The organism is Methylobacterium sp. WL19 (genome assembly GCF_008040005.1).
Taxonomy (GTDB): Bacteria; Pseudomonadota; Alphaproteobacteria; order Rhizobiales; family Beijerinckiaceae; genus Methylobacterium; species Methylobacterium bullatum.
Genome location: NZ_VRVC01000013.1, coordinates 40,125 through 53,206 on the forward strand (window position 1 = coordinate 40,125; position 13,082 = coordinate 53,206).

A 13,082-nucleotide genomic window follows, 5' to 3' on the forward strand; every position below is an offset into this window, starting at 1 on the left:
ACGTTCGCAGTCGCCTGCCGGCCAATCTCAGTCTTGAATACATATACGAAATACCAAGCGCTGAGCTTGGGCGGTCCATTTTGAGGATGCGATGTCGACAAAACTGAACGAGATAGATCACCCGGCCGACAGTCTCTCGATGCTCGTCGAGACATCGACCCAGCAGCTGAAGTCTCTCACCCATCGTAGCGTCGGCTCGATCAAGTCCATCACACGGCGCATGAATCTGCTGGCCCTGAACGCCCTCATCGAAGCGGCGCATGCGGGCGAGCGCGGCGCCGGTTTCTCCGTCGTCGCCAATGAGGTTCGCAGCGTCGCAGGCGAAATCGAGGGCCTGGTCTCGGGCCTCGGCAGCGCTCTCGGCGACGGCGTCGACAGCCTGACCCAGGCCGTGGAGCACTTGGCCAGCGAGAGCCGTTCCGCGCGCTGCATCGATCTCGCCCTCAACGCCGTGGAGATCATCGACCGCAATCTCTACGAGCGGACCTGCGACGTGAGGTGGTGGGCGACCGATGCCGCGGTGGTCGCATGCGCGGTCTCTCCGACCGAAGCGGTCAGAAACCACGCCTCCCACCGGCTCGGAGTCATCCTCTCCGCCTACACGGTCTATCTCGATCTCTGGCTGTGCAGCCTCGACGGCAAGGTCATCGCCAATGGCCGGCCCGACCGGTTCAATGTCGTCGGCCAGGATGTGAGCCAGGAGCCGTGGTTCGCCCGCGCCAAGCCGCTGGCCTCCGGCGATGAGTTCGCGGTGGCCAACGTGGCACGGGTCGCCGCGCTCAACGGCGCACAGAGCGCCACCTATGTCGCCTCGGTGCGGGAAGGCGGCGAGGCGAACGGCAAGCCCATCGGCTTTCTCGCGATCCATTTCGATTGGGAGCCGCAGGCACGCACCATCGTCGAGGGCGTCCGCCTCGCGCCGGCGGAGCGGGCCCATAGCCGTGTCATGCTGCTCGATGCCGAGAACCGCGTCATCGCCTGTTCCAAGGGCAATGGCCTCCTCACCGAGCGCTATCCCCTCCGCACGGACGGACGGAGCCAGGGAAGCTACATCGATGCAGCGGGGCGCCTCGTCGCCTTCCACGAGACCCCGGGCTACGAGACGTATCGCGGACTGGGATGGCGCGGCGTGATCGAGCAATCCGCCTGACCTCGACCCCGGCGAAGCCCGTGTGACCTTGAGCGAAGGCATGGGTCCTCCCATGTCTTCTTCATGAGGGAGAATCGTCTCCCCTCTCGAAGGCTATCGGCCATGCTCAACACGCCCCCAGGCTACGACCCCGCCGGCTATGCCGAGCGCTACGGGACCGGGTTCCCGAACGCCCTACCGGTCCCCTTCGTCAGGGCGAGCCTCGGGGCGCGCTTCGTCGCCTATCTCCTCGACATCCTCTTCATCCTGGGCTTCACCGCGCTCCTCACCCTGGCGATCACGGTGCTCGGAGTGCTGACCTTCGGCCTCGGCTGGACCCTGTTTGCGATCCTTCCCGCCAGCGGCATCCTCTACAGCGCGGTGACGGTGGGCGGCGCCGCCCAGAGCACCTGGGGCATGCGGATGATGGGTTTGCGCGTGGTGACTCCGGCCAGCGGCCTGCGGGTGGATTTCCTCACCGCCGCCATCCACGCCCTGCTGTTCTACGTCGCCATCTCGACGTTCCTGCTGTGGTTCGTCGATATCCTGTTCGGGCTCATGAGGTCGGACCGGCGCCTGGGCCACGACGTGCTCGTCGGCCTGGCGGTGGTGCGGGTCTGAGCCTACCGGGCGAAGTCCAGCTGGGACTTCGCCACTACCGCGATAGGGAGGGAGGCTGGGGAATGCCGAGGTCTCCGCCGCCCTTCGCCAGAGCGGCATCGCTCTGGTGGACCTGCTTCTCCCGGTCCGGCTGCTTTTCGAAGCGCCGCCATACGGTGAGGGCCGACAGCACGTAATTGCAGGCTGCGCCCACCAGAATGCCCGCTCCCGTGGCCAGCCACCAGATGCCGGTCCCGGTGTAGATGAGGTGGGCAACGAGAATATTGTTGAACGCGCCGCAGGAGCAGGACAGGCAGAAGACCGCGAGCCCGCGCAGGAGGTCGGCGCCGACGATCCGCTGGTCCCGATACGTCAGGATGTTGTTCAGGAAGAAGTTGGCCGTCATCGCGCCGAGCGTGGCGATGGTCTGGGACATCAGAAAATTGTCGTTCAGGGCGAAGAGCATGAGCCCCAGCAGCGACAGGTGGACGAGGACGCCGAGGCCGCCGACGAGGGCGAAGGAGACGAACCGGGTCGGGAGCACGCCGAAGGCCGATTTCGCGATGAGAAGGACCGCGAAATCGAAGAGAACCCTTTCGTCGAGCTTGCTCTGTCCGGTCAGTCGAGGGCCGAAGACATAGGGGACTTCCCCGATCTTCAGCGACCGGCCACCCTGGGCCAGGATATCCGCCAGGAGCTTGAAGCCGTCGCGGCTCAGGCGTGGCGCGGCCTTCACCAGAATGCTCCGGCGCATGAGGAAGAAGCCGCTCATGGGATCGCTGGTCTGGACCCGGAGAAAGGCGCGCACCAGCCGGTTTCCGGCATTGCTCAGGGCCTTGCGGACCGACGAGAAGGCCGCCACGTCGGGATCGTCGAGGTAGCGGCTGGCGATGACCACGTCGCAATCGGTGGACATCATCAGATCGAGCATCGGCGTCAGCGTCGCCGGTTCGTGCTGCAGGTCCGCATCCATCACGGCGACGAGGTCGGAACGGGCCGCCAGCATCCCCTCGATACAGGCTCCCGCGAGCCCCCGCCGGCCGGTCCGGGTGATGATCCTGATCCGCGGATCGCTCCTCGCCAGTTCTTCGACGACGGCGGATGTGCCATCGGGCGAATTGTCGTCGACGACGATCACCTCGAAACGGTGCGGCGCGAGCGCGGTGGCGATCCGGCCGCAGATGACGGCGATGTTGTCCCGCTCGTTGAAGGTGGGGATGACGATCGTGAGGAGGGGCCGATCCGCCTGCGAGGCGGACGATGTCTGGGTAGAGGGAAGCGTCACTGGCGGCCTTTCGCGCCGATCCTGGGCTTTGGCCAGGTCCCATCGAAATGGGTCGCCCGGACGATCCTGAGATCATGCATCTTACGCCCGTGGAAATTCAGGCGGATGGGCACATCTTCCGAGAACGTCTCGAAATGCCCGTCGAGATTATATCTGACCGCATCGAGATTGGCATACCTGTCTACGATGACGGCATCCATGCCGCGGAATTTCTCGGCATCGGCGAGATACGTGAAGTGGATGTTGTCGCCCGCGAGGCACAGACTGCGGAATCTGTCCCCGACGGCATAGAAGGCCTTGGCGCAATCCTCCCAACGGGTCGCGGCGATGAAGGTGCGCGAGGGATCGAACCCGCGCGCCGTCAGCGCGACGGGAAGATCGTCCCAATCGTAGAGTTCCAGCAGGATCGGGTCCTGCGACCGGAAAGCCTTGGCCGGGGCGACCCGCTCGGCCCAGCCGGTGAAGACATGGGTCATGAGAAGACCGATCACCAGGATCGTCGTCGCGGCCAGGGTGGCGAGCCAGCGCCGTGCGGCGTCCGGCCGATCGGCGGCGAGGCCACCCGCCCAGGCGCCGACGAGGGGCAGCAATGGAAGATAGCCCATGGAGGCCCAGTGATAGCCGCGCAGCGGGTGGCTGCTCCACACCATGACGCCGAAGATGAACAGGAGGACCGGCGCGGACATGCAGGCCAGAAGCCACGGCCCCTCCTGCCTCGGCCCGTTTCGAAGGCCGCGATACAGCATGTACAGCGCCGGGCCGAACACGAGGGGATGGACGATCAAGACCTGTGTCAGGGTCCAGCGGAATGCCCGCGCCATGTTGATGCTGCCGTCCCCACCGGCGCGGGCACCTTGATACAGGAAGGAGACCCAGCCGTGCTCGGCGTTCCAGACGATGACCGGGAGAAGCGGCACCAGCAGGACAACGAGGCCGAGATAGGTGGCGGGCCGCAGGAGCCAGCGCCTCCCCTCCGCCCGGCTCGCCACGGCGACGAGCAGTCCGGGGACCAGGAGGATCGCGAGATACTTGGACGCGAGGGCGCATCCGAACAGGAATGCGCAGGTGTACCAGATCCCGTTGTCGCGGATGCGCGACGCGGCGAAGTCGATGTGAAGAAACGTCAGCAGGGCCGCGAGAATGAAGACGGTCATCGGCCCGTTCGTCTGGGCGAGACTCCCATCCGAAAGTCCGAGAAGCGGCGACAGCAGATAGGCGCAGACCGCGTAGAATCCCGCACGGGAATCGAAGAGACGCGTCGTGATCCGATAGATCAGCCAGCCCGAGATCACCGACATGACGAGGAACGGCAGGCGCACGATCAAGGCATCGTCGGAGCCGAACAGGCGCATGGCGCCCGCGATCGTCCACCATGTCAGCGGCGGCTGGTCGAAGAACGAGAGCGACGGCTGCCTCGCGACGACCGCACCGTAGGTTTCCATGAAGGTGAGGTCGAGGAACCGCACCACCACGAGACGGGCGAGGAAAGAGGCGATCAGGACAGCGACGACACGACGGGTGTAATCCGCAGGTCCGGCTTCCTCACGCGAGGGACCGGCCGAGGCTTCACGCGAACGGTCGGAACGCGGCATCGATGTTGCGAGAGCGTTGATGAGACGATTTCCCTATCCGGTCTTGAAAGATCGGGTCACGCTCGGCAGCGGCGGGGACCGGCGATCCCGTGAAGCCGCCTCACGTGTTCCGGCCCACCCCCGGAAGGCGGCGGGCACCATGCGCGCGCGAACTTTGCCACCGTGTTTCCGCCCGTCACCGATGGCCACCCCGCGACAACGGGTGCATTCATCCCGAATTGGGTCGGAAACGCGACCGGTCTACCTATGGCGCCATTGATAGGGGCAGCAGCCCTGCCATGCCAGCCACCCTTCGCGAAAATGGGGCGCTGCGACGCTCACCCACTTGAGCCCCGCCACGGGGCGGGTACACTCGTCTCGTGCGGGGAACGCTCCCGCCGGCCCCGAGGTCAGCTGCAAGCGTGACGAGCCATCCCCGCGACACACCGCAATTCTATCTGACGGCGCCTTCGCCCTGCCCTTACCTGCCGGGGCAAGAGGAACGGAAGGTGTTCACCCATCTCGTGGGGCGGCGCGCCCGCGACCTCAACGAGATCCTCACCCAGGGCGGCTTCCGGCGCTCGCAGACCATCGCCTATCGGCCGGCCTGCGAGACCTGCCGGGCCTGTATCTCGGTGCGGGTGGTGGTGGCCGATTTCCTGCCTTCGGCGAGTCATCGCCGCATCCTTCAGCGAAACGCCGATCTCATTGGCAATCCCGAGCCCAACCGCCCGGCCTCGGAGCAATATGCCCTGTTTCGCCGCTATCTCGATGCGCGCCATGGCGATGGCGGCATGGTCGACATGACCGTGCTCGACTACGCCATGATGATCGAGGACAGCCATGTGGACACCCATCTCGTGGCCTATCGTCGGCGCGGTCCCGATACGGCGATCAACGGAAGGGGCACCGGGCCGACCGTGGCCCTGTGCCTGACGGACGTACTCTCCGACGGATTGTCGATGGTCTACTCGTTCTACGATCCGGCGGAGGCCCAGCGTTCGCTCGGGACCTTCATGATCCTCGACCATATCCGCCGCGCCGCCTCCCTCGGCCTGCCGTATCTCTATCTCGGCTATTGGGTCGATGGCTCGCGCAAGATGGACTACAAGGCCCGCTTCCGGCCTCAGGAACGCTTGATGGGACCGGGCTGGCAGCGGGTGGAATAGGCCGCCGCCCCGATCATTCGCCGGAACGGCGTCGACGCGAACCACGGGTCAGAATTTGGCGATGACCTGAGCGCGAACGATCCTCGGCGCGCCCGGGCTGATGTTGTTGTTCCCGTCCGCCGTGGCGATGTAGCCCCGGTCGAAGACGTTCTCGATGTTGATCTGCGCCCGCACCAGATCCGTGACCTGATAGAAGAGGCCGAGGTCGAAGCGGGTGTAGCCGGGGAGCCTGACCGTGTTGTCGGCCGCCGCGAACGTATGGGTCTGGTGGATCGCGCCGACGCCGAACGAGAAGGACGGCGTGACCGCAAACTTGTTCCACACGGTGACCGCGTTGAACGGCACCAACCCCACATGGTTGCCCGGAACGATGGCCGCGGAACTGAACCCGCTGACGATGCGCGCATCGGTGAAGGCATAGCCGCCCGCGACCTGCCACCAATCGGTGACGTAGCCGTTGGCGCCGATCTCGACGCCTTTCGCGTTGGTCTGGCCGCTCAGCAGGAAGAAGCCGGGGCGGTTCGGATCGGCGAGGCGCTGGTTGAACCGGTCGAGGTCGTAGAGCGCGCCCGTCAGCTGGAGCGTCGACGAGACGTCCCATTTCACGCCGACCTCGCGGTTCTCGAACCGCTCCGGCTCGGCGATGGCGAGCCCTTCGGACAAGGCGGTGAACTGGTCGCCCGCGGACGGCAGGTACGAAACGCTGTAGTTGCCGTAGAAGGCGAGGGTGTCCACCGGCTTGAACACCAGCCCGACCCTCGGCGACAGCAGGTCATCGATGCGGGAATTGGTGACGTTGGTGCGCCGGTCCGTCGAGGAGAAATCGAAGTGATCGTAGCGCAGGCCGCCGATCACCTGGACATGCGGACCGATCTCGACCTGATCCTGGACGTAGACCGCAGCCAATCCGAGGTCGTAGCGGCTGTTGGAGGCCGAGGCCAGGTTGCGGAAGGTGACGGGGACTCGCGAGACCGGCGAGAGCGGATTGACGGTCAGCGTCTGCGTTCCGGTCGTCGCGAAGAAGCCGTCCTCCCGGTAGGTGATGCCGTCCTGCTTGCCGAGTTCGAAACCTGCGAGCAGCGTATGGGCCAGCGGCCCCGTGGCGAATTTGTAGGTGAAATCGTTCTGGTTGAAGAAGTTCGTCCTCGGCGTGTCGTTGTTGAACGCGCTGAGATCGACGGCCGTCCCGGCGGCGTTCACCGCGCCGCCGGAGCGGATGCTCGGATACACGACCTGATAGGCCTTGGCGTAATCGGCGTAGCGGAACTGGCTCCGCATCTCGACGCCCGAGGCGAAGCGGTGATCGAGAACCGCCGTCGCGATATGCGCATCGACACGGGAGTAGCTGAGGTCGGGATTGCCGAAGAACGTTCTGATGTTGTCGCGATAGCGATAGGGACGTCCGAGTTGGGACGGGATGCCGCGATCCGCCGTCCGGTCGTCGTGGAAATACTCTTAGGACAGTTTCAGCGTGGTCTCGGGCCCGAGCAGGATCGTCGCCGTCGGATTGATGCCCCAGCGCCGCAGGTCGACGTAGTCACGATAGGTGCCGCTGTCCTCGAACATGCCGTTGAGGCGGAAGAACACGCTGTCCGAGACCCGGTCGCCGACATCCACGGCCACCCGCTTGTTGAAATACTGGCCACCCTGAAGGATGACTTCCCGGACCGGGGTTCCGGTGGCGTCCTTGAGCACGCGGTTGACGACGCCCCCGCCGCCGCCGCGACCGAAGATCATCGCGTTCGGCCCCTTGAGCACTTCGATCCGTTCGACGTTGTAGAGATCGCGGTAATACATCGCGTCGTCGCGCATGCCGTTCACGTAGAAATCGGCGCTGGATTGCTGCCCGCGGATCACGACCTCGTCCCGGTTGGCGGCGCCCTGGTGCAGGAACACGCCGGGCACGTAGCGCAATGCTTCGGTGACGCCCTGAAACCCCTGATCCTGGACCTGCTCGCGCGTCACGACCGTCACCGCCTGCGGGGTGTCGATCAGTTGGGTGTCCGTCTTCGTCGCGCTCCGGCTGCGGTTGGCGCGGTAGCCAACGGTATGGCCCCCCACCCCGTCCACACTGAGCTGGTCGAGAGTCACTTCAGTGTGGTTGCCGGGATCGGCGGCAACGGCCTGTGCTTCCGCGACCCGCATGTCCGATAGGAAAGGCACGGCCGAGAGAACCGTGATCAGACGTATACGGGCGAAAGGATGCATCGGCGCGTCTCAATTCTATTGGTACTATTCTGCATAAGCGGAGAAATATTACGCTTATCTGCAGATCACATTCGTCTAATAGACACGCATAGTTGATCGGCAACCTGTCATAATCGGATTGACAACGCTGTAATTTTGCAGGTCATTTAATAAGCGTTCTAAGATACCGACTAAGCGACGGAACGCGCGGCGGAAAACGCCTCGCCCGCAAAGCAGCGCTGAGAGTCGAGCACATCTGGTTTCACCGAGGCGATGCAGAAATGTATCACTTCGCACAGAGCGCCCCCTGGGGCCGCGCGTTGAGCGCAGGCCCCGCTCATGCTAGGCGCCAGCCTCCTTGTCCCGATCCGTCCGACCCGAGGCGCCCGTATGATTGCCCGCTATAGCCGCCCCGAGATGACGGCGATCTGGTCTCCCGAGAGCCGCTTCCGCATCTGGTTCGAGATCGAGGCTCACGCCACCACGGCGCTGGCCGAGATCGGCGTGGTGCCCAAGGAGGCCGCCGCCACGATCTGGGAGAAGGGCCGCGACGCGGTGTTCGACGTCGCCCGCATCGACGCCATCGAGGCGGTCACCAAGCACGACGTCATCGCCTTCCTGACGCATCTCGCCGAGATCGTCGGCCCCGATGCGCGGTTCGTGCACCAGGGCATGACCTCGTCGGACGTCCTCGACACCTGTTTCAACGTGCAGCTCGTCCGGGCCGCCGACATCCTGATCAAGGATGTCGATGCACTTCTTTCCGCGATCAAGCGCCGGGCCTTCGAGCACAAGCTGACCCCGACCATCGGTCGCTCGCACGGCATCCATGCCGAGCCCGTGACCTTCGGCCTGAAGCTCGCCCAGGCCTATGCCGAGTTCGAGCGCGCCCGCGCCCGCCTCGTCGCCGCCCGCGAGGAAGTCGCCACCTGCGCGATCTCGGGCGCCGTCGGCACCTTCGCCAATATCGATCCGCGCGTGGAGGAATATGTCGCCAAGGCGATGGGCCTCACACCCGAGCCGGTCTCGACGCAGGTCATCCCCCGCGACCGCCACGCCATGTTCTTCGCCACCCTGGGCGTGGTCGCGAGTTCGGTGGAGCGTCTCTCCATCGAGGTGCGCCACCTGCAACGCACGGAAGTCCTGGAAGCGGAGGAGTTCTTCTCCGAGGGGCAGAAGGGCTCGTCGGCCATGCCGCACAAGCGCAACCCCGTCCTCACCGAGAACCTCACCGGCCTCGCCCGCATGGTGCGCTCCTTCGCGCTGCCCGCCATGGAGAACGTGGCGCTCTGGCACGAACGCGACATCTCGCATTCCTCGGTGGAGCGCATGATCGGCCCCGACGCGACGGTGACCCTCGACTTCGCCCTGGCGCGGCTCACCGGCGTGATCGACAAGCTGCTGATCTACCCCGAGCAGATGCAGCGCAACCTCGACAAGCTCGGCGGCCTCGTCCACTCGCAGCGGGTGCTTCTGGCCCTGACGCAGGCGGGCGTGTCCCGCGAGGACGCGTATCGCCTGGTCCAGCGCAACGCCATGCCGGTCTGGCGCGGCGAAGGCGACTTCCTCACCCTGCTGAAGGCGGATGCGGACGTCACCGCGTCGCTGAGCCCGGAGCAGATCGAGGAGTGCTTCGACCTCGGCTACCATTTCAAGCACGTGGACACGATTTTTTCGCGCGTCTTCGGTACGGCCTGAGCCAGGACCGTCCCCGACTCGGCGATCCGCGGAGCACGCTTCGTGCTTCGCGGATCGCGTAGCGGCGAGGCCGCCGTTTCTATCCGGAGAAGAGGAAGTTCGATGTCGCGCATCGTCTACGTCAACGGCGAGTTCGTGCCCTTCGAGGCCGCCACCGTGTCGATCATGGACCGGGGCTTCCTGTTCGCGGACGGCATCTACGAGGTGTCCGCCGTCCTCGGCGGCCGTCTCGTGGACAACGAGGCGCATCTGGCCCGGCTCGACCGGTCGCTGGGCGAGATCGGCATCCGCAATCCCTACCCGACCGAAGAGTGGATCCGGCTCGAGACCGAACTGGTCCGTCGCAACGGCGTCGACGAGGGCCTCGTCTACATGCAGGTGACGCGGGGCGCCTTCGAGCGGGATTTCGCCTTCCCGCCGGCCGAGACCGAACCCACCGTGGTGATGTTCACGCAGGCCAAGACCGTGGCCAGGAACCCGCTGGCGGAGCGGGGCGCCAAGGTCATCACCGTCCCCGACATCCGCTGGAAGCGCCGCGACATCAAGTCGGTGGCGCTCCTCGCCCAGGTTCTGGCCAAGCAGGAGGCGGCCAGGGCCGGCGTCGCGGAAGCCTGGATGGTGGAGGACGGTTTCGTCACCGAGGGCTCCTCGTCGACCGCCTTCATCATCACCGGCGGAAAGGTGGTCACCCGCCCGCTCTCCACCGCCCTGCTGCCCGGCATCACGCGCCTTGCCGTCATGCGCCTTGCCGAGGAAGCAGGCCTGACGATCGAGGAGCGGCTGTTCTCCGTGGAGGAGGCGTTCGCGGCGCAGGAGGCCTTCTACACCAGCGCTTCGGCTTTCGTGATGCCCGTCATCGACATCGACGGGCACGAACTGGGCGACGGCAAGCCGGGCGCGCTGACGAAGCGCCTGCGCGCACTTTATCTGGAGATGGCCGGGGCATGAGGGCAGCCGGTCTCATCCGTCATCCGGCGCCGCCATAGGAACTGCATCGCCGCCGGAGCGGTTTGTCTCCCGACTTCCTGGGGGACATCGATGCCGACACCGTTTCGTCACGCCGCACTGCTCGCTTTCGCCCTCACGGCGTCGGGCGCCTATGCCCAGTCGCCCGATGCACCGCTGAAAGGGCGCGACACCTCCCCGAACATCCCGCCCTCCACGGAGACGGTGCCGGAGAAGGTTCGTCCGTCCGAGGAGGGGACCGGCGGCTCGACCTTGAGCGACAAGCTCGAGAAGAACGACGGCGTCATCACGCCACCCGGTAATTCCGCCCCGGGCCTGGTGGTCAAGCCTCCCGAGACCGGGAACAGCGGCATGCCGGTGATCAAGCCGGGCCAGTTGCCGGGCAGCGAACCGGGGACGGAAGCGCGCTAGGAATTGGGCGCACCCCAAGCGTTCGGGCGCGGTTTGCTTGATTTCCTGCGAGGGATCGCGGAAAGACCCCGGAGATGCGTGTCGGCCCGCCCTCGCGGCGGGGCGTTTCCACGCGGGCACCGGACAGGTTGAAGTGAATGGCGAACGTCGTCGTCGTGGGCGCCCAGTGGGGCGACGAAGGCAAGGGTAAGATCGTCGACTGGCTCTCCGAGCAGGCCGACGTGGTGGTCCGCTTCCAGGGCGGCCACAATGCCGGGCACACGCTCGTCATCGACGGCGTGACCTACAAGCTCGCCCTGCTCCCGTCCGGCGTCGTCCGGGGCGGAAAGCTGTCGGTGATCGGCAACGGCGTCGTCGTCGATCCGTGGCACCTCGTGGACGAGATTGCCCGGCTCCAGGCGCAGGGCGTCGAGATCTCGCCCAAGACCCTGCGCATCGCCGACAACGCGACACTGATCCTGCCGCTGCACCGCGAGCTCGACCACTTTCGCGAGACCTCGAATGCCGGCCTGAAGATCGGCACGACCAAGCGCGGCATCGGCCCTGCCTACGAGGACAAGGTCGGCCGCCGCGCCATCCGCGTGGTGGATCTGGCCGACGAGAGCACGCTGGAATCGAAGATCGAGCGGGTCCTCACCCACCACAACGCCCTGCGACGGGGCCTCGGGATCGACGAGGTCGATGCCGGCGCGCTCCTCGCCGAACTGAAGGCGATCGCGCCGACGATCCTCCCCTATGCCACCACCGTATGGAAGCTCCTCGACGACGAGCGCCGGGCGGGCAAGCGCATCCTGTTCGAGGGCGCGCAGGGTGCCCTCCTCGACGTCGATCACGGCACCTACCCGTTCGTCACCTCCTCGAACATCGTCGCCGCCCAGGCCGCCACCGGCTCCGGCATGGGGCCGTCGGCGATCGGCTACGTGCTCGGCATCGCCAAGGCCTATACGACCCGCGTCGGCGAGGGGCCGTTCCCCACCGAGCTCTTCGACGAGATCGGCGAGACGATCGGCGCCAAGGGCCGCGAGTTCGGCGTCAATACCGGGCGCAAGCGCCGCTGCGGCTGGTTCGACGCCGTGCTGGTGCGCCAGACCGTGCGGACCTCCGGCATCGACGGGATCGCCCTGACCAAGCTCGACATCCTCGACGGGTTCGACGAGATCAAGGTCTGCACCGGCTACCGCCTCGACGGACAGGTGCTCGACCACCTCCCCGCCAACCAGGCCGCGCAGGCGAAGGTCGAGCCGATCTACGAGACCATCGAGGGCTGGTCCGGCACCACCGCCGGAGCACGCTCCTGGGCCGACCTCCCCGCTCAGGCGATCAAGTACGTGCGCCGGATCGAGGAACTGATCGGAGCGCCGGTGGCACTGCTCTCCACGTCACCGGAGCGCAACGACACCATCCTGATGCACAATCCCTTCGAGGATTGAGCGTCCGGCCGAGGCGAGGCCCACCGGTTCCTCCAGGGCAACCGGTGGACGAATGACAGGGGATGAAGCGCCGTGCGGGTGGATGAAGCCTCGTCCGAAGGGCGGACATCGCGGATGATGCCGACGTGCCTCGCCCAAGGGTGTTCCATCCCTGCAGTGAGAAGAGGGCGGCCTGCCGGCCGGCCCGTATAGGGCGGACCGAGGTTCGATGGCCGACTATTACCCCTTGCTGGCACGAGCGCTCCAAGCGATGCCGGATCGTTCTCCGGCCTTGCGCAAGGCGGTCTACGACCGGGCACGCGGCGCCCTGATCGGGCAACTCCGCTCGCTCGAACCGCCCCTGTCCGAAGCCGATATCGACCTCGAGAGCAAGGCCCTCGAAACCGCGATCAGTCGGGTCGAGAGCGAGCATGGTGGGCCGCCCGCCACCGTCGCCAACGATGTCGCGCCACCGGTCTTCGCCGTACCGGAGGAGCGCGACGTGCTGCCGGAAGCGGCGGCGCCCGAGCGATCCGCCGACACCGAGAGAGGCCGCATCACCGAGCCGGGCCTGCCACCGGCCCCTGAGCCGAATCTCGGGATCCGCCCTTCCCGGCCGGATCGCCAGCCGGGCGCGCAGCCCGATGCGCCGGCGCC

Annotated in this window: 9 protein-coding genes and 2 pseudogenes; 8 read left to right on the forward strand and 3 right to left on the reverse strand. The window is 66.1% G+C overall.

The window, feature by feature from the left end; genetic code table 11:
• Positions 1–91 precede the first annotated feature (91 nt).
• On the forward strand, positions 92–1,150 hold the full coding sequence (locus tag FV220_RS04680) for a methyl-accepting chemotaxis protein (protein ID WP_280136347.1): 1,059 nt from the start codon (positions 92–94) through the stop codon (positions 1,148–1,150).
• 102 nt (positions 1,151–1,252) lie between these two features.
• Positions 1,253–1,750 carry an RDD family protein gene (locus tag FV220_RS04685; protein ID WP_048437773.1) on the forward strand — a complete coding sequence of 166 codons (498 nt, stop codon included), beginning with the start codon at positions 1,253–1,255 and terminating at the stop codon, positions 1,748–1,750.
• 34 nt (positions 1,751–1,784) lie between these two features.
• Here the strand turns inward: FV220_RS04685 and FV220_RS04690 are convergent, their stop codons facing one another.
• Positions 1,785–3,014, reverse strand: a complete 1,230-nt coding sequence (locus tag FV220_RS04690) for a glycosyltransferase family 2 protein (RefSeq protein ID WP_056252144.1) — start codon at positions 3,012–3,014, stop codon at positions 1,785–1,787.
• Positions 3,011–4,606 carry a glycosyltransferase family 39 protein gene (locus FV220_RS04695; protein WP_147829931.1) on the reverse strand — a complete coding sequence of 532 codons (1,596 nt, stop codon included), beginning with the start codon at positions 4,604–4,606 and terminating at the stop codon, positions 3,011–3,013. Before FV220_RS04695 ends, FV220_RS04690 begins: the two co-directional genes overlap by 4 nt.
• Positions 4,607–5,007: 401 nt before the next feature.
• Between FV220_RS04695 and FV220_RS04700 the strand changes: the two genes are divergently transcribed.
• Positions 5,008–5,754, forward strand: coding sequence for an arginyltransferase (locus FV220_RS04700; protein ID WP_018042156.1), 747 nt, complete (start codon positions 5,008–5,010; stop codon positions 5,752–5,754).
• A gap of 48 nt (positions 5,755–5,802) precedes the next feature.
• On the opposite strand, the pseudogene FV220_RS04705 reads toward FV220_RS04700, so the two are convergent.
• Positions 5,803–7,962 (reverse strand): annotated as a pseudogene (locus tag FV220_RS04705) (TonB-dependent siderophore receptor).
• A gap of 369 nt (positions 7,963–8,331) precedes the next feature.
• Between FV220_RS04705 and purB the strand changes: the two are divergent.
• The 5 genes and pseudogenes from purB to FV220_RS25970 all read left to right on the forward strand — a co-directional run.
• Positions 8,332–9,639 carry an adenylosuccinate lyase gene (gene purB / locus FV220_RS04710; protein ID WP_056150099.1) on the forward strand — a complete coding sequence of 436 codons (1,308 nt, stop codon included), beginning with the start codon at positions 8,332–8,334 and terminating at the stop codon, positions 9,637–9,639.
• Positions 9,640–9,741: 102 nt separating this feature from the next.
• Positions 9,742–10,587, forward strand: a complete 846-nt coding sequence (locus FV220_RS04715) for a D-amino-acid transaminase (protein ID WP_056150102.1) — start codon at positions 9,742–9,744, stop codon at positions 10,585–10,587.
• A 90-nt stretch (positions 10,588–10,677) separates the two neighbouring features.
• A complete protein-coding gene (locus FV220_RS04720; protein ID WP_018042152.1) occupies positions 10,678–11,016 on the forward strand; it encodes a hypothetical protein in 339 nt (112 codons plus the stop codon).
• 137 nt (positions 11,017–11,153) lie between these two features.
• Entirely contained in the window at positions 11,154–12,446 is a 1,293-nt protein-coding gene (locus FV220_RS04725; RefSeq protein ID WP_056150105.1) for an adenylosuccinate synthase, read from the forward strand.
• A gap of 208 nt (positions 12,447–12,654) precedes the next feature.
• A pseudogene (locus FV220_RS25970) lies at positions 12,655–13,082 on the forward strand (histidine kinase); the annotation flags it as partial.